This window comes from Xenorhabdus kozodoii, assembly GCF_002632875.1.
Taxonomy (GTDB): Bacteria; Pseudomonadota; Gammaproteobacteria; order Enterobacterales; family Enterobacteriaceae; genus Xenorhabdus; species Xenorhabdus kozodoii.
The window spans coordinates 15,377-30,459 of sequence record NZ_NJCX01000020.1 but is presented as its reverse complement, the minus strand read 5'-3'; the positions used below and the strand labels follow the sequence as shown (position 1 = coordinate 30,459).

The 15,083-nt window shown below is 46.6% G+C and carries 16 protein-coding genes and 1 other RNA gene; 6 read left to right on the top strand and 11 right to left on the bottom strand.

The window, feature by feature from the left end; translation table 11 throughout:
* Window positions 1–137: 137 nt before the first annotated feature.
* Window positions 138–791: an isoprenoid biosynthesis glyoxalase ElbB gene (gene elbB, locus Xkoz_RS13715; protein ID WP_099142697.1), complete on the top strand. Its 654-nt coding sequence runs from the start codon at window positions 138–140 to the stop codon at window positions 789–791.
* A 4-nt stretch (window positions 792–795) separates the two neighbouring features.
* Window positions 796–1,548: a monofunctional biosynthetic peptidoglycan transglycosylase gene (mtgA, locus tag Xkoz_RS13710; protein ID WP_099142696.1), complete on the top strand. Its 753-nt coding sequence runs from the start codon at window positions 796–798 to the stop codon at window positions 1,546–1,548.
* Window positions 1,549–1,571: 23 nt separating this feature from the next.
* Here mtgA and dolP read toward each other — a convergent pair whose 3' ends face one another.
* From dolP to Xkoz_RS13690, 4 genes are read right to left on the bottom strand one after another with little or no spacing between them, the layout of a single operon-like run.
* Entirely contained in the window at window positions 1,572–2,147 is a 576-nt protein-coding gene (gene dolP / locus Xkoz_RS13705; RefSeq protein WP_099142695.1) for a division/outer membrane stress-associated lipid-binding lipoprotein, read from the bottom strand.
* Between the two features lie 12 nt (window positions 2,148–2,159).
* Window positions 2,160–2,750 carry a DnaA initiator-associating protein DiaA gene (gene diaA, locus Xkoz_RS13700; protein WP_099142694.1) on the bottom strand — a complete coding sequence of 197 codons (591 nt, stop codon included), beginning with the start codon at window positions 2,748–2,750 and terminating at the stop codon, window positions 2,160–2,162.
* Window positions 2,751–2,802: 52 nt separating this feature from the next.
* Window positions 2,803–3,183, bottom strand: a complete 381-nt coding sequence (locus Xkoz_RS13695; protein ID WP_099142693.1) for a YraN family protein — start codon at window positions 3,181–3,183, stop codon at window positions 2,803–2,805.
* Window positions 3,184–3,208: 25 nt separating this feature from the next.
* Entirely contained in the window at window positions 3,209–5,056 is a 1,848-nt protein-coding gene (locus Xkoz_RS13690) for a penicillin-binding protein activator (protein ID WP_099142753.1), read from the bottom strand.
* Window positions 5,057–5,119: 63 nt separating this feature from the next.
* Between Xkoz_RS13690 and rsmI the strand changes: the two genes are divergently transcribed.
* Both rsmI and rnpB read left to right on the top strand, forming a co-directional pair.
* Window positions 5,120–6,028, top strand: a complete 909-nt coding sequence (gene rsmI, locus Xkoz_RS13685; protein ID WP_099142692.1) for a 16S rRNA (cytidine(1402)-2'-O)-methyltransferase — start codon at window positions 5,120–5,122, stop codon at window positions 6,026–6,028.
* An 85-nt stretch (window positions 6,029–6,113) separates the two neighbouring features.
* An RNA gene (gene rnpB / locus Xkoz_RS13680) (RNase P RNA component class A) lies at window positions 6,114–6,500 on the top strand.
* Window positions 6,501–6,562: 62 nt separating this feature from the next.
* On the opposite strand, the gene Xkoz_RS13675 is transcribed toward rnpB, so the two are convergent.
* The gene (locus tag Xkoz_RS13675) at window positions 6,563–7,264 is read right to left on the bottom strand and encodes a pirin family protein (protein ID WP_099142691.1); all 702 of its coding nucleotides are present in this window, start codon (window positions 7,262–7,264) and stop codon (window positions 6,563–6,565) included.
* 112 nt (window positions 7,265–7,376) lie between these two features.
* On the opposite strand from Xkoz_RS13675, the gene Xkoz_RS13670 reads away from it, so the two are divergent.
* Window positions 7,377–8,282 carry a LysR family transcriptional regulator gene (locus Xkoz_RS13670; protein ID WP_099142690.1) on the top strand — a complete coding sequence of 302 codons (906 nt, stop codon included), beginning with the start codon at window positions 7,377–7,379 and terminating at the stop codon, window positions 8,280–8,282.
* A 98-nt stretch (window positions 8,283–8,380) separates the two neighbouring features.
* On the opposite strand, the gene Xkoz_RS13665 is transcribed toward Xkoz_RS13670, so the two are convergent.
* The 5 genes from Xkoz_RS13665 to Xkoz_RS13645 form a co-directional block, all read right to left on the bottom strand.
* Complete coding sequence (locus tag Xkoz_RS13665; RefSeq protein ID WP_099142689.1) at window positions 8,381–8,776, bottom strand: DoxX family protein; 396 nt, start codon at window positions 8,774–8,776, stop codon at window positions 8,381–8,383.
* Window positions 8,777–9,039: 263 nt separating this feature from the next.
* Window positions 9,040–9,342 (bottom strand): YqjK-like family protein, encoded by a 303-nt coding sequence (locus tag Xkoz_RS13660; RefSeq protein WP_099142688.1) that lies wholly within the window; start codon window positions 9,340–9,342, stop codon window positions 9,040–9,042.
* Window positions 9,335–9,736: a phage holin family protein gene (locus Xkoz_RS13655; protein WP_099142687.1), complete on the bottom strand. Its 402-nt coding sequence runs from the start codon at window positions 9,734–9,736 to the stop codon at window positions 9,335–9,337. Before Xkoz_RS13655 ends, Xkoz_RS13660 begins: the two co-directional genes overlap by 8 nt.
* A 1-nt stretch (window position 9,737) precedes the next feature.
* The gene (locus Xkoz_RS13650) at window positions 9,738–10,043 is read right to left on the bottom strand and encodes an ElaB/YgaM/YqjD family protein (RefSeq protein WP_099142686.1); all 306 of its coding nucleotides are present in this window, start codon (window positions 10,041–10,043) and stop codon (window positions 9,738–9,740) included.
* Window positions 10,044–10,267: 224 nt separating this feature from the next.
* A complete protein-coding gene (locus Xkoz_RS13645; protein WP_099142685.1) occupies window positions 10,268–10,936 on the bottom strand; it encodes a DedA family protein in 669 nt (222 codons plus the stop codon).
* Between the two features lie 693 nt (window positions 10,937–11,629).
* Between Xkoz_RS13645 and sstT the strand changes: the two genes are divergently transcribed.
* A complete protein-coding gene (gene sstT / locus Xkoz_RS13640; protein WP_099142684.1) occupies window positions 11,630–12,868 on the top strand; it encodes a serine/threonine transporter SstT in 1,239 nt (412 codons plus the stop codon).
* Between the two features lie 92 nt (window positions 12,869–12,960).
* Here sstT and Xkoz_RS13635 read toward each other — a convergent pair whose 3' ends face one another.
* Complete coding sequence (locus tag Xkoz_RS13635; RefSeq protein WP_099142683.1) at window positions 12,961–14,982, bottom strand: NADPH-dependent 2,4-dienoyl-CoA reductase; 2,022 nt, start codon at window positions 14,980–14,982, stop codon at window positions 12,961–12,963.
* Between the last annotated feature and the right edge of the window lie 101 nt (window positions 14,983–15,083).

Below are 15,083 nucleotides of genomic sequence, written 5' to 3'. Positions count from 1 at the left end.
GTGGCGGCGGTGTGCAGGTGTACTCATGGTTAATCAACTCTTATGATGGAATGGTGGGGCATTATTATTGCACGAAATTTCTCATGACGACACTATCTAAGGGGTTAAGCATTAATCTACTACAAATGGAGAGGAAGATGAAATCTGTTGCCATTATATTAAGTGGATGCGGCGTATACGATGGAAGTGAAATCCACGAATCCGTTCTGACTATGCTCTCTTTAAGCCGTCTTGGCGCCAAAGTGTCTTTTTTTTCACCTGATGAAATACAACATCATGTAATTAATCACCTTAATGGGGAAGAGAAGCAAGAAAACCGCCACATAATGGAAGAGTCTGCCCGTATAACACGGGGAAATATACAGCCTTTATCCAAAGTTAATATTGATGAACTGGATGCATTAATTATTCCTGGTGGTTTTGGCGCGGCCAAAAATTTATGTAATTTCGCATTCAAAGGAGCAGATTGCGAAATAAATAAGGATTTATTAAGTATAGTGCAAGATATGCACCTGCAAGGTAAACCGATGGGGTTTATCTGTATTGCCCCGGTTATGGTTCCTAAAATATTAGCCAAACCGATAAAAGTCACCATCGGTAATGATCCAGAAACGGTGGCCGAAATAGAGAAAATGGGTGGGGTGCATATTGCCTGTCCAGTTGACGACATTGTCGTTGATTTTGAACACAAAATTGTGACAACACCGGCTTATATGCTGGCAGAATCTTTGGCCGAGGCAGAGAAAGGAATTGATAAATTGGTGAGAAAAATTTTGGAAATGATTGAGTAAGCGGATGAGAAATCCTTTTTCAATCGTGTGGCGCTGGCTGAAAAGAATTGTCGTGTCGATCACAGTTTTGTGGTTCATTGCTGTCATTGCCTTTTCATTTTTGCCCGTGCCATTTTCCATGGTGATGATAGAGAGACAAATCAGTGCCTTGGCATCAATTAATTTATCTTACGTTTCTCGTTCCTCATGGGTGGTTCAGAATCAAATTTCACCTTATATGGCGTTAGCCGTCATTGCAGCAGAAGATCAAAAATTCCCACAACATTGGGGATTTGATCTTGATGCTATCGAATCTGCGATGGCGTATAACAAAAAAGATCAGAAGCGAATTCGGGGGGCGTCGACAATTTCCCAGCAGACAACCAAAAATTTATTTCTATGGGAAGGGCGTAGTTGGGTCAGAAAAGGGTTAGAAGCGGGCATGACGGCGGTATTGGAATTACTGTGGTCAAAGAAACGTATTTTGACGGTTTATCTCAATATTGCTGAGTTTGGTAACGGCATTTTTGGCGTTGAGGAGGCCGCCCGGCATTACTTTGGTAAACCTGCCTGTCAGTTGACGGCCTCTGAATCTGCATTACTTGCTGCGGTATTGCCAAACCCTCATCGCTATAAAGTCAATGCGCCTTCCCGATATGTATTGCAACGTCAGCAATGGATTTTGCGGCAAATGCAGTTAATGGGGGGAGTGAATTACTTAAAGCAAAATAACCTGGGATGGGTGTTGAATACCGGGTGTAAAACTGGGCGGCATTAATGCGTGCCGCCTTGAGGGTTGTTTTAGTTGAGATATGTAAATGCGGTTGTCACACGCTTTACACCGCTGGTTTCGCTGGCGATCTTTGCCGCGGCCGCCCCTTCTTGTTGCGTGACGACGCCAAACAAAAAGACCTCACTATTTTCTGTCACCACCTTGATGCTGGATGACTTCACGGCATCACTGGTTAAAATTTTAGAGCGCACTTTGGTTGTCAGCCAGGCATCAGCGGAGATTGTCCCCAAGGTAATGGGATTGCCCTGCCGGATCTCGTTATAGATTACGTTGGTGCCGTCAACCTTTGACGCAATCTGTTTTGCCCGCTCAGCCAGCGCCATATTGGGGCTTTGTCCGGTTAAAAGCACCTTGCCTTGATACACTGTGACCGACACGCGGGCTTGTGCCTTAATTTGTGGATCTCGGATGATGGCATTGCTGACACGGGCTTCCAGCGTGGTATCGTCAACTTGCTGCCCAATCGTTCGCGGATCTGAACCGGCTTTTGTGGCAATCGCAGCGGAACCCACGACGGCGGCACCAATACATCCTTGCAGTAACATTGCACTGAAACATACCAATAAGAGAGAAAATAACCGCATGAGGTTGGCTCCTTATTCATCCTGATGGGGGAATAATGTGTTGTCGATTAAGTCGCACAGGCAATTGATCGTCAACATATGAACTTCTTGTATTCTGACGCTGTGATGTGAAGGAATGCGTATTTCAACATCCTGTGGGCCGAGTAAGCCTGCCAGCTCGCCACCATCGTAGCCCGTCAGTGCGACGATGGTCATATCCCGTGTCACCGCCGCTTCCACCGCTTTGATGATATCCCGACTGTTCCCATGTGTCGAAATGGCAAGCAGAACGTCCCCAGGTTGTCCCAGAGCCCTAACTTGTTTGGCGTAGATTTCATCAGGTTGTTTACTATTGGCGATAGCGGTCATCACCACATTATCAGTATTCAGTGACAGGGCTGGCAGACTTGGCCGATCCGTTTCAAAACGATTAATCATGCTGGCCGTAAAACGCTGTGCAGTGGCGGCAGAACCACCATTACCACAACAAAGAATTTTGTTGCCGTTCAGCAGTGATTGAACCATCATCATCGCGGCGCGTGATATTGCGTCAGGTAATGCTTCTGCTGCTGCGATCTGAGTTTGAATACTTTCTGTAAAACAGACTTTAATTCTATCCAGCACGTTATGACCTATGTATATTGGAATGATTTAGTTAGCGAGAAAAATTGAGAACCTATTGAAATAGGCGCTCGTTCGTGAAGGCATTTTTCAGCCATTCAAATTTCTGTCCTGTTATTGCACAAACATCGAAGCGGCATGATGCCGTGTCCAGAGATTCATTGCGCTGGGACAGCCAGACAGCGGCTGTATACAAGAGCTTTCTGCGCTTACTTTGGGTAATTGTAGCAATAGCGCCACCATATTGTGCATTTTGACGAAAACGAACTTCAACGAATATCCAGGTATATCGATCCCGCATGATGAGATCGATTTCCCCGCCACGAATTTTCACATTCTCAGCAACAAAGACAAGCCCCTGTTGTTGCAAAAAGAGTCTAGCTTGTTGTTCGTAATGGCGTCCTAGCGCATAACGATTGTTCGTCGGTTTTTTCATCCTGAAATGACCACGACACCTTTAATCACAGAGAATTGTTGACTTCATTGGGATTATTTTCCCGAACAGGGTTATTGGTGTTCTCTATATTATGGGTATTTTCTGCGTTATCGATATCTTCTGTGCTATTGTTTTTTTCGCTGTTATGGTTTTTTTCAAGGGTTATGCGGCCATGATTGAATTGCATCCAAGGCAACTGACGCAAGATGGTGCAGTTATCTGTCATGGACAGCTCTCCCGAAGCACCATTCAGGCTAAATCCCTTTTCTTGCTGCATCTGAGTAAATTGATTGGCCAGTGACCATGCATCAATTCCCATGGCATAGAGACGCATCAGGGAGTAATCATGGGTGAATTTTTTGGCGGCTTGCTGCATTAAGGGCACATTGACACCTGTCAGCAATGGGATATCACTAAACTCCATTCCATCCATCTCCAGACGAAAATCAGGGCCTGAACCGGCTTGATTACTGCGCGAACTGGCATAAAGTGCTGGTTTTTTACGGGAACTGATGGCCATATCGATCATTGGCTTGATGATCGCCAGTTCGTTGGTTGTCGCGACAATATAAACGGCATCAACCGGCTCTGCGGCTGGGCTTGTGGCAATAACCGGCGTACCCGACAAACGAATACCAACACCGCGATTCATGGATTTTCTCATTTCATCCGGCGTGCCAAAAGTTTGTTGCAATACTGTCAGCCCCCCCAATTTTTGCCACTCTTGGGTAAACGCGTTTGCCACTCTGGTGCCTAATTCATTGCGAGGTATCAATATCAAAGGGCTACGCTTTTGCTGTTGCCAGATATGCATGGCCGCGTTTTTGGCCTCATCCTCAGGAGAGAGCGAGAAATAACAGATATTTGGTCGTCTTTGTGGCATATCGAGTTCATTGAGCGCCAGAATATTCAGCGGGGTTTCAATTTGAGCCAACTGTTCCACATTCGGTTTTAGCAATGGCCCAACCACCAGAGTGACACCCTCTTGTTTAGCCTGTTCCAGCAACGCGGTCAGTGGCTGGCTGTTGGTATCATAGACTTTTACAGCCTGGTCATTGACCGGTGCATCATTGATTGCAGAGGCGACGGTTGATGCTTCATCCACAGCGGATGTTGTATCCGTGGTTGCGTCCACTTGCGGTTCAGTTGTCGCAACATCAGCATTCCCCGAATTTGCAGCGCTGATATTTTCAGGGTTGGCGTCAACAGCTTCACTGGGTGCGCTAACATTCGCGGGTAATGATGATTCTGGCGACGATGGTTTTGGCAACGATGGTTTTGGTAATCCTTTTTGGGCATCAAGGAAGCCTTGGCGAATGGCGTCACCAAACATTTTTGCCTGGCCGCTCAAAGGCAGAAATAACCCGATTGTGGCATGGCCTTCTCTGGTTTCTTGTTGCAGGGCCGTGGGCAGAGTGCGTGCAGCCGGGTTGTCTGGGTAACGGATTTGCCAATCGCGGATAGCAAGACGCAGTTTGTCGAGATCCTGTTTATTGGTCTGATAGGTATTGAGTAAATCAAGCCAGCCTTGCAACGTATACTCATCGGCATTAATCACCAATTCACTCATTTGCTGAGGAGAGAGTTGCGTCAGCAGTTGCCAGGTTTCATCGATGTTTTTTTGGCGGGCAGCGTCATCGGTGGCGTAGGAACCCAATGCAATATAAGCACGGATAACATCCAACGAAGGTTGATTGTGTGCTGCGTCAATAATGGCTTGATAGCGGTTAATCTCTGCGCTGATCTTATCCTGAGGCTTAGAAGTTGGTTGCCCTTGCTGCCTGGGCATGGTACACCCTGCAATAATCATAGCTGACAGCAGTGCTGTATAGATTAAACCAGTTTTGAAACGCACAAAAATTGAGGGAAGCATACTGTATCCAGTGATGTTTTTTTCAAAGATGCTCAATTTTAAATCGGTCATTCGGATGAAACAATGAATCAAACCAATCGAGCAGTGGTTACGACGTCCACGCTGTATGTTGTGCCAACCCCTATTGGAAATCTGGGGGATATGACTCAGCGTGCTCTTGAAGTTCTTAAACATGTTGATCTGATTGCCGCCGAAGATACGCGACATACTGGCTTGTTGCTTCAACATTTTGCCATTAATGCGCGCATGTTCGCACTTCACGATCATAATGAACAGCAGAAAGCAGATCAATTGCTTACGAAACTTGAACAAGGGGCGAGTATCGCATTGGTATCCGATGCCGGCACGCCTTTGATTAACGATCCGGGTTATCACTTAGTTCGCCGTTGCCGTGAAGCCGGTATCAAGGTGGTTCCACTGCCTGGCCCTTGTGCGGCAATTACCGCGTTGTCTGCTGCCGGTTTGCCTTCAGATCGCTTTTGTTATGAAGGCTTCTTGCCCGCGAAAAGTAAGGGACGTCAGGATACCTTGCGTGAGTTAGCACAAGAGACGCGCACACTGATTTTCTACGAATCGACCCATCGTCTGTTGGACAGTTTAGAAGATATGGTGAAAGTGTGGGGAGCCGAACGCTATATCGTACTGGCACGGGAACTGACCAAAACGTGGGAATCGATTCAAGGAATGCCCGCCGGTGAACTTCTGACATGGGTCAGGGAAGATGAAAACCGGCGGCGAGGGGAAATGGTGCTGATTGTGGAAGGGTATCGTAAGCCCGCCGAGGATAGCTTGCCACAGGAAGCCTTACGGACACTGGCATTGCTGCAAAAAGAGTTGCCATTGAAAAAGGCGGCAGCATTAGCGGCAGAGATCCACGGTGTGAAGAAAAATGCCCTGTATCGTTATTCGCTCGATCAAAGCCTTTTACTTGATCAAAGCGATTCATTTGATCAAAACCATTCGTCTGATTAGACCAAACTAAAAGTCTCAGGGGAAATTGAAAAAGGCGCGTGAAAACCCCTATACATTGAATACTAAACCTCTTATAATCCGCGCCGGAGTTGACCAGACAGTCGCTGCTTTACTGCTCTTTCGGGAGAAGTAGAGGGGAGGAAAGTCCGGGCTCCATAGGGCAGGGTGCCAGATAACGTCTGGGAGGCGAAAGCCTACGACTAGTGCAGCAGAGAGCAAACCGCCGATGGCCCAGTTTTGTTTGTAAAAACAAGTCAGGGATCAGGTAAGGGTGAAAGGGTGCGGTAAGAGCGCACCGCGCGGCTGGTAACAGTTCGTGGCACGGTAAACTCCACCCGGAGCAAGACCAAATAGGGGTTCATGTGGTACGGCCCGTACCGAACCCGGGTAGGTTGCTTGAGCCAGTGCGCAAGTGCTGGCCTAGATGAATGGCTGTCCAAGACAGAACCCGGCTTACCGGTCAACTTCACGAATTCGCCCTATAGAGCAGAGGCTTTATAGGGCTTTTTCGTTATGCAGTAGGCACAAAAGGGCTTAGTCAGCCAGATCAATAAACAAACCCCGAAATGGCGTTTCAGCCTGTAATATCAACTCTTGCTCTTCCTGAATAAATACACCATCGCCGCATTGAATCTTTACATCCCCACTCTTGTTACCATTGATCATGACCTGACCGCTGATGGATTGCAGATAGGCATGTTTGCCACGTAAAGATAAAATTTGGCGGTTGTGGGGCGTAAGCACAAGATAGCTTATCCATACCTGCTGGCGCAGGTGCATACTATTATTTTCTGATGTAGGAGAGGCCAATAATGTGAGCGGCATGTCTGGCAACACCTTGTGCTGTAATGGCGGTGTGACCTGCTGAGGACAAGCATTGAGCCAGAGTTGCAGCCGTGTCAGTGGCAGCGTGTCACTGGTATTGTGCTCGCTATAACGAATGCCCTGACGGGCAGAAAATAGCAAACAGTCGCCCTGGCGTGCATGGAAGTTATTGCCTTCACTGTCCCGATATTGGGCTTCCCCTTGCAGGATAATATTCAGGATATCGACAGAAGGGTAATATTTAGGCTGAAACTCGGCTTTTGGCGCCAAAACTTCCTGATTAAGGACACGCAGTGCCCGATAGTTCAAAAATTTTGGGTCAAAATAGTGACCAAATGAAAAAGTATAGCGAGCCTGTAACCAGCCATAATCGGCTTTTCCGCATTGATTTGCTGTTCTCGTTATTATCATGACCGTATCTCTTTAACCCTAGATCGATGACTGTCGATCTTAATTGTCTGGACGTTGAAATGTTAGCCAGTTAATCTGGTGACTATATTCAAAATTCCTGATTGAGAAAAACATGGGCAAAGAACGGGCGCTTACTTTGGAATCCCTGCGGGTTATGGATGCGATAGACCGACGGGGAAGTTTTGCGGCGGCAGCGGACGAGTTGGGGCGGGTTCCTTCTGCATTGAGTTATACCATGCAGAAATTGGAAGAAGAATTGGATGTTGTGCTGTTTGATCGCTCTGGTCATCGCACAAAATTTACCAATGTTGGCCGAATGTTACTGGAGCGGGGGCGATTACTGCTCGAAGCCGCCGATAAATTGACCGCCGATGCAGAAGCGCTGGCTCGTGGTTGGGAAACCCACCTGACAATTGTGTGTGAAGCACTGTGTCCTATCGCATCACTTTTTCCTCTCGTGGATAAACTGGCGGCTAAATCGAACACACAACTTTCGTTAATGACAGAAGTCTTGGCAGGTGCCTGGGAACGTCTGGAAACCGGACATGCTGATATTGTGATTGCACCCGATCTGCATTTCAGGAGTTCAGCCGAAATAAATTCACGGATACTTTATTCCATTAACAATGTCTATGTTGCCAGGGCGGATCATCCTATCCATCATGAACCCGAACCGCTGTCTGATGCCACACGGGTGAAGTATCGCGGGATAGCCGTCGCTGACACAGCAAGGGAGCGTCCGGTATTGACGGTTAAGTTGTTGGATAAACAACCACGCTTAACGGTGAGTTCACTGGAAGATAAACGTCGGGCACTTTTGGCAGGATTGGGCGTGGCAACGATGCCATACCCTATGGTGGAACAAGATATTGCCGAGGGGCACTTGCGGGTCATTGGCTCGGAATACAGCCATGAAACTAACATTATCATGGCATGGCGGCGTGATAGTATGGGCGAAGCCAAGTCCTGGTGCTTACGTGAAATCCCTAAACTGTTTACCAAGCAAAAGCCTGCGTAAGAAACAGTTAAGGCAAGGCCGCTGAAATGATAAAACCCCTTGCTGTGAAAACAGCAAGGGGCGACAAAAAGAAAAGTGATTCCCTATTTTTTCTTCGATTACCAATTTTTCTTCATTGCATGGTCAATACTGAATTTTCCTGGACCCATCATCGCCAGCAGCAGATAGCCCGCGCCAATGGAGAAGTTTTTCAGGAACATGGTCATGTTCATGCCATCTGAAAAATCGCTATGGAACAGGAGTGCGGTCAGGATACAGAAAATAAAGGTAAATACCGCCGTGGTACGGGTTAACAGACCGAGCATCACCGCAAGTCCGCCACCCAGTTCAAGTAAGATAGTCAGTGGCAATAGTATTCCTGGCACCTTCATGGCTTCCATAAATTCCTGTGTTCCTGCATAGGCATCACCTAATTTTCCATACCCTGCGATGATGAAAAGAACGGATATTAAAATACGGGCAACTAATAGGCCACTATCTTCAAATTTTTTCATGATTGTCTCCGGGAATACCGCAACTAGCGATAAATAAACGGTCTGTTTCGATTTCGCTGCCCAACAAATGAACTAAATGGCACGATTTGTTCATCATTATCTGATGGGGGTATTCTAGTGAGAGCTGTTATTGGTTGATAGTAAGGAATATTAACAATTTCATACAGTTTTTTTGAAAGGATTTGTGTGGCATACAGGGAAGGTTTGAATAAGAGATCGATGCGTAATCCGGCAAGGCGACTTATCGTTATGTCTATAGGGAATTAGGGTAACTCATTTTTATAGAGTGTATTCCGTACCATTTTCATGATCCCCAATATGTTGATGATACGGCGTGACCAGCGATAAAACGGCTTGGGATGGCGTAATCCATAAAGCAGGACGAGGCCAGAACCCACAGCGATATAAGGCTTGAAAGCGGAAAGGGCTTGCCAGCCCTTATCATAGGGTTGTATCACTGCAAGCCAGTTCCTGCCATATGCAGCCAGTTGCTGCCGTTGCTGCTGGATCTCTTTTAATAGCTGCTGCTTGCGCCATTTTCGCTGTTGATAGCCTGACTTATTCATGAGGATCATCTTCCAGCCTGTTGCGGTCAATACTCAATTGCTCTCTGGTTGCATTAAGGATGGTCAGTTTTTGCGCCTTTCTTATTGTCCAGATGGCACTCATTACGGCGAGAAGCAGTAGTATTCCGACAGTGATGACCATTGCCGTTATTCGATAGGCCGGATCGATGACCCAGAATACCAGTACCAATAGGCTCATCAGGCCAAAGCCTGCAAATAATAACGTCAGCCCTACCAGTAGTAGCAGTTGTATCAGGGTGGCAATCCCTTCTTCCAACTCAACCGCAACGAGTTGGATACGGGTTTCAACCATATGAACAACCATTGCGGCGACTCGCCGTACCGTATTAAAAAGCCCTTTTCCTGGGCCTTTCGAATGGGAAGATTGAGTCATGTTAGCGCCTTGAAAGCAGAACTCCCAATACAACGCCAATGGCTGCACCTATACCGACACCGATCCACGGATTTTCACGAACATAACTATCCGCATGATCTGCGATTTCTTTGGTTTGACCGACCAGCTTATCGCTGGCTTCACTGAGCGTAGTGCGCGCATTGTTCAGGGTTCTTTCTGCCTTGCTGCGTAGTTTTTCCAGCTCTGCCTTTGGCTTGTCACTGGCGCTGTTGAGAACCTCTTCTAACGTATCTGCAAGGGATTGTAATTCAGCTCGTAGATCGTCAGAGTTTTTCTTTTGTGGCATGGCCTGTCTCCTTAAATATACGATGGATGAATTTCAACCATAGACGCTTTTATCAAGAGATGAAAGTATAAATAGGTGAAAAATTGTCACAATATATTGCAAATGAGTCTTAAATATCGTTCAAGGATGGCTAAATAGAGAGGCTGAACAGACAAGGTAAGATGAACGAGGGGGCGATCCCTGCGGTATATTTCGCTGCCATACCACAGGGAAAAACCAAAGCATTACGATGGCGTTTTGTTAGCATGCTTTTTGCGCCAAATGACAGTCAGGCTTCCAATTAGACCAATGAGCAATAGACCTACAGGTAACAGCACCAGAAAATTCATCAGGTATTCTTCATACTGGCGGAACAGGGGGCTTTTACCAAGGGCATAACCCAATGTTGTTAGGATAACCACCCATATAAAGCCGCTTAGCCAATTGAATAGCTGAAAACGCCCACTTTTGAGTCCCGCCAGACCCGCTAATGTTGGCAACAATGTTCTGACAAAAGCCAGGAAACGGCCGATTAGCAAGGCGGATAAGCCATGACGATGGAATAAGTTATGTGCGCGTTGATGGTAATGGGCAGGAAGGTGTGACAGCCAACCCTGAACGAGTTTTGTATTGCCAAGCCACCTTCCCTGAAGATATCCAATCCAGCAGCCAAGGCTGGCTCCGGCAGTGAGGACGGCTAATGTGACAGGAAAACTCATCGCCTCTTTTGCAATTAAGACACCGACTAATATCAGCAGGCTATCACCGGGTAAAAAAGCCGCGGGCAATACCCCGTTTTCCAGAAACAGGATAGTAAAGAGGATCAGGTAGATTACCCATGCCAACGACGGATTAGCCAGCGTTTCGTAATCTTGGTGCCAAAGTGCATAAATAAGGTCTGTTACAATTTCCATCAAATGTTCCTAAAATACGGATTAAGGATGACATCTTACTTTTATGGGCATTTATGGTTAATTTCTATTGAATGCTTTGTAATCACAAAGTAATTAATCTCAGTTGTCATAAAATGATCTCGAAATCCCTTCAAGATGGCATAAAGATCGACTGGCACACTTTAACAAAATCAGTAGGATCGAGACAGAAAATTTTGCCGATCAATTGAACATTTACCTAAATGTGAAAGTCAATATCATTCAGATATATCCATTGATTAATCGTTCGATGAAGTTTTTCAAAAATCGCATTAATAAGTCATTTATTATATGAACGAGCTAAATTTATCTCTTTTATCAGTTAACTCCGCTATTTCCATTGATTGATAGCAAAAAATAACCTCTCCATACAATCCGTCTGAGAGAAGTCATCTGGATTCATTCCCAAAAGCCAGTTTTTAGTAATTAATTGAATTAATAGGTTAATTTATTATTTTTGGGTGGTGACTATTACCTTATGAATACCCGAGGGTATATTTCGGTGGGAAAATTGCCATTTCGATCACACAAATGTAACTAAATTGTTATCAATTGTTGGGTTGTCTGTATATTGCAACAAATTACACTTTGCTGTCCTCTTAATTTCTTTTATTGGGAAAGCAAATACCAGAAAACATCAGGCTTAAGGCACAAAAAATATCAAATGGGTAGATTATGAAAAAACAACAGATAGGTTTCGTGCAGTATCTTACACAAGGAAGCCTAGTAAAACAAATTCTGATCGGGTTAATATTAGGGATATTACTGGCATGGCTATTACCCTCCGCGGCTAAATCAGTTGAATTTTTGGGGACACTTTTTGTCGGGGCATTGAAAGCGGTAGCGCCTGTTTTGGTGTGGGTATTGGTGATGTCTTCGATAGCAAATCACAAGAAAGGCCAGAAAACCAATATTCGCCCCATTTTAGTCTTGTATCTGATAGGGACATTTTGCGCTGCTGTTGTGGCTGTCATTGGCAGTTTGTTGTTCCCATCAACATTGGCTCTGGTGGTGAATGACGTGCAAGTGTCACCACCGGAAAATATTATTCAAGTGCTGAGGGGGTTACTGCTCAATATTGTTGCAAACCCAATTGATGCAATATTGAAAGGAAATTATGTTGGGATCTTGGCATGGTCAATTAGTTTGGGTATTGCTTTACGCCATGCCAATGAATCGACGAAGGCTGTGATCCAAGACCTGTCCGGGGCGGTGACACAACTCGTCCGTGTTGTTATTCGTCTGGCACCTATCGGTATTTTTGGTCTGGTCTCTTCAACGATTGCGACGACCGGTTTTAAAACCTTGTTCGGTTATGCTCACCTGTTAACGGTGCTCATTGGTTGCATGATTATCGTTGCATTGATTGTCAATCCACTGATTGTCTACTGGAAAATTCGCCGTAATCCTTATCCCCTGGTTTTTGCTTGCTTGCGCGAAAGTGGCGTCACGGCGTTCTTTACCCGTAGTTCAGCGGCCAATATTCCGGTGAACATGGCAATGTGCCGCCGTATGAACCTTGATGAAGATACTTACTCTGTTTCCATTCCCTTGGGAGCAACTATCAATATGGCAGGTGCGGCAGTAACGATTACGGTATTGACGCTAGCTGCGGCAAATACGCTGGGAATGACCGTGGATATTCCTAATGCGATATTGCTGAGTGTTGTTTCTGTCATTGCAGCATGTGGATCATCAGGCGTTGCCGGCGGCTCATTATTGTTGATCCCGCTGGCATGCAGCATGTTTGGTATTTCCAATGAAATTGCCATGCAGGTTGTTGCTGTGGGCTTTATCATTGGCGTATTGCAAGATTCGGCTGAGACAGGTCTGAACTCCTCCACCGATGTGCTGTTTACTGCCGCTGCTTGTCAGGCCGAAGAGGCTCGTACCACGGCTGACAGGCTGGCGTAGCGTTGAGCATGGGTTGGAATGAAGAATAGTTGGAATAAGAACGGTGATAATGCGTTGATCACCGTTCTTGCTTTTAGGGATGGCGCTACTTATCACACCTTAAGCGCCAATCGGGTTCCTTGATCAATTGCCCTGCGCGCATCTAATTCGGCGGCAATATCTGCTCCACCAATAACATGCACATTTTTTCCGATGGCCTGTAACGACTGGTAGAGTGCTTTCAACGGCTCCTGTCCTGCGCAAATAATCACATTATCCACTTCAAGACACTGTTGTTCATCGCCACGACGGATATGCAAGCCTTGATCATCAATCTTCAAATATTGAACGCTGTTTAACATCGTGACGCCCCGCATTAACAGGCTGGTTTTATGTACCCAACCGGTGGTTTTTCCCAGGCCATCCCCGACTTTGGAATCTTTGCGTTGCAGCAGATAAATTTTACGCGGGGAACGCTCAACTTGTGCACCTTCTGGCTGTAATCCTCCCCTGTGCATAACTGTCCGATCAATTCCCCATTCATGGCTAAACGCGTGGCTGCTCAGGCTGGTGCTTTGCCCACTTTGGCTCAGGTATTCAGCGGTATCAAAACCAATGCCTCCGGCGCCGATAATCGCGATACGTTTTCCGACTTGCCGTTTATGTTTCAAGACATCAAGGTAAGTCAGCACTTTTTTATGTTCAATGCCGTCAATATTGGGAATGCGTGGCCTGATCCCGGTTGCAATAACCACTTCATCAAACGAGGAAAGTTGGTCGGCGGTGGCAGTGTGGTTGAGGCGGACTTCAACACCGTTTAGTGCCAATTGGCGTTCAAAATAGCGTAAGGTTTCATGGAATTCTTCTTTACCAGGGATCTGTTTGGCAATATTAAACTGCCCGCCAATTTGGTTTTCCCGTTCAAACAGCGTGACATGGTGTCCCCGGCTGGCTGCCGTGACTGCAAAGGATAGCCCCGCAGGGCCGGCACCGATAACCGCGATAGTTTTGGGCGCCTTTGCAGGGGTAGTAATGAATTCTGTCTCATGGCAGGCGCGAGGATTGACCAGACAAGAGGTCAGCTTGCCGACAAAGATCCTGTCCAGACAGGCTTGGTTACAGCCTATGCAGGTATTGATTTCATCAGCACGATCCTGCTCGGCTTTCAATACAAATTCGGCATCAGCGAGAAACGGCCGCGCCATAGAAACCATATCGGCGCAGCCTTCACTGAGAATTTGTTCGGCAATCTGAGGACTATTGATGCGGTTGGTGGTAATTAAAGGGATACTGACTTTTCCCATTAATTTTTGTGTCACCCAGCTAAATCCACCTCTGGGCACCATCGTGGCAATGGTGGGAATACGCGCTTCATGCCAGCCGATGCCGGTGTTGATGATGGATGCCCCTGCTTTTTCAATCTCCAGTGCCAGTTGTTCTATCTCTTGCCAGTTGGAGCCATCTTCCACTAAATCCAACATGGAAAGGCGGTAGATGATGATAAAACGCTTTCCGGTCATCGCGCGGACAGCCTTGACAATTTCTACGGCAAAGCGCATGCGGTTTGCGAAAGTTCCCCCCCATTCGTCCTGTCGATGATTGGTACGTGTGACCAAAAACTGATTGATGAGATAACCCTCTGAACCCATGATTTCCACCCCATCGTAGCCTGCAAGTTGAGCCAGTTGGGCACAGCGGGCAAAATCCTTGATGGTCTGCTGGATCTCCTCCCCAGACATGGCTTTCGGCATAAAGGGGTTAATGGGGGCTTGAATGGCTGAAGGTGCGACGGCGTTTTTCTGATAGCTGTAGCGTCCGGCATGCAGGATTTGCAAAGCAATCTTTCCTCCAGCCTGATGTACAGCCTGAGTAATGGGCTTGTGGTGGGGGAGGTGCTCTTCACTATTCAGGACGCTCGCCCCTGCTGCAACAACGCCCTGTGGGTTTGGTGCGATACCGCCCGTCACAATCAATGCGACGCCGCCCGCCGCCCGTTCTGCATAAAATTGTGCCAAACGTTGGGCACCGTCAGGATGTTCTTCAAGCCCCGTATGCATTGAACCCATCAATACACGGTTTTTTAGCGTGGTAAAACCCAAATCCAGCGGTGCAAGCAGGTGAGGGTAATTGCTCATTGCATTCTCCATCAAATATTTGGTGGCTCAAGAGATATTGTTATTTTCTGTATGATGCTAAACAGCCAAGTGGTCGGATGAGATGATGATCAAATTTAGAC

Bases quoted from the DNA above. Each gene is read 5' to 3' on its own strand.
- Xkoz_RS13645 (WP_099142685.1), bottom strand. From the start codon at position 10,936: ATGGAAATTGTAACAGACCTTATTTATGCACTTTGGCACCAAGATTAC.
- Xkoz_RS13665 (WP_099142689.1), bottom strand. From the start codon at position 8,776: ATGAAAAAATTTGAAGATAGTGGCCTATTAGTTGCCCGTATTTTAATA.
- Xkoz_RS13635 (WP_099142683.1), bottom strand. From the start codon at position 14,982: ATGAGCAATTACCCTCACCTGCTTGCACCGCTGGATTTGGGTTTTACC.
- rsmI (WP_099142692.1), top strand. From the start codon at position 5,120: ATGAATCAAACCAATCGAGCAGTGGTTACGACGTCCACGCTGTATGTT.
- Xkoz_RS13650 (WP_099142686.1), bottom strand. From the start codon at position 10,043: ATGCCACAAAAGAAAAACTCTGACGATCTACGAGCTGAATTACAATCC.
- Xkoz_RS13690 (WP_099142753.1), bottom strand. From the start codon at position 5,056: ATGCTTCCCTCAATTTTTGTGCGTTTCAAAACTGGTTTAATCTATACA.
- Xkoz_RS13655 (WP_099142687.1), bottom strand. From the start codon at position 9,736: ATGACTCAATCTTCCCATTCGAAAGGCCCAGGAAAAGGGCTTTTTAAT.
- Xkoz_RS13660 (WP_099142688.1), bottom strand. From the start codon at position 9,342: ATGAATAAGTCAGGCTATCAACAGCGAAAATGGCGCAAGCAGCAGCTA.
- mtgA (WP_099142696.1), top strand. From the start codon at position 796: ATGAGAAATCCTTTTTCAATCGTGTGGCGCTGGCTGAAAAGAATTGTC.
- elbB (WP_099142697.1), top strand. From the start codon at position 138: ATGAAATCTGTTGCCATTATATTAAGTGGATGCGGCGTATACGATGGA.
- Xkoz_RS13675 (WP_099142691.1), bottom strand. From the start codon at position 7,264: ATGATAATAACGAGAACAGCAAATCAATGCGGAAAAGCCGATTATGGC.
- Xkoz_RS13670 (WP_099142690.1), top strand. From the start codon at position 7,377: ATGGGCAAAGAACGGGCGCTTACTTTGGAATCCCTGCGGGTTATGGAT.
- sstT (WP_099142684.1), top strand. From the start codon at position 11,630: ATGAAAAAACAACAGATAGGTTTCGTGCAGTATCTTACACAAGGAAGC.
- Xkoz_RS13695 (WP_099142693.1), bottom strand. From the start codon at position 3,183: ATGAAAAAACCGACGAACAATCGTTATGCGCTAGGACGCCATTACGAA.
- dolP (WP_099142695.1), bottom strand. From the start codon at position 2,147: ATGCGGTTATTTTCTCTCTTATTGGTATGTTTCAGTGCAATGTTACTG.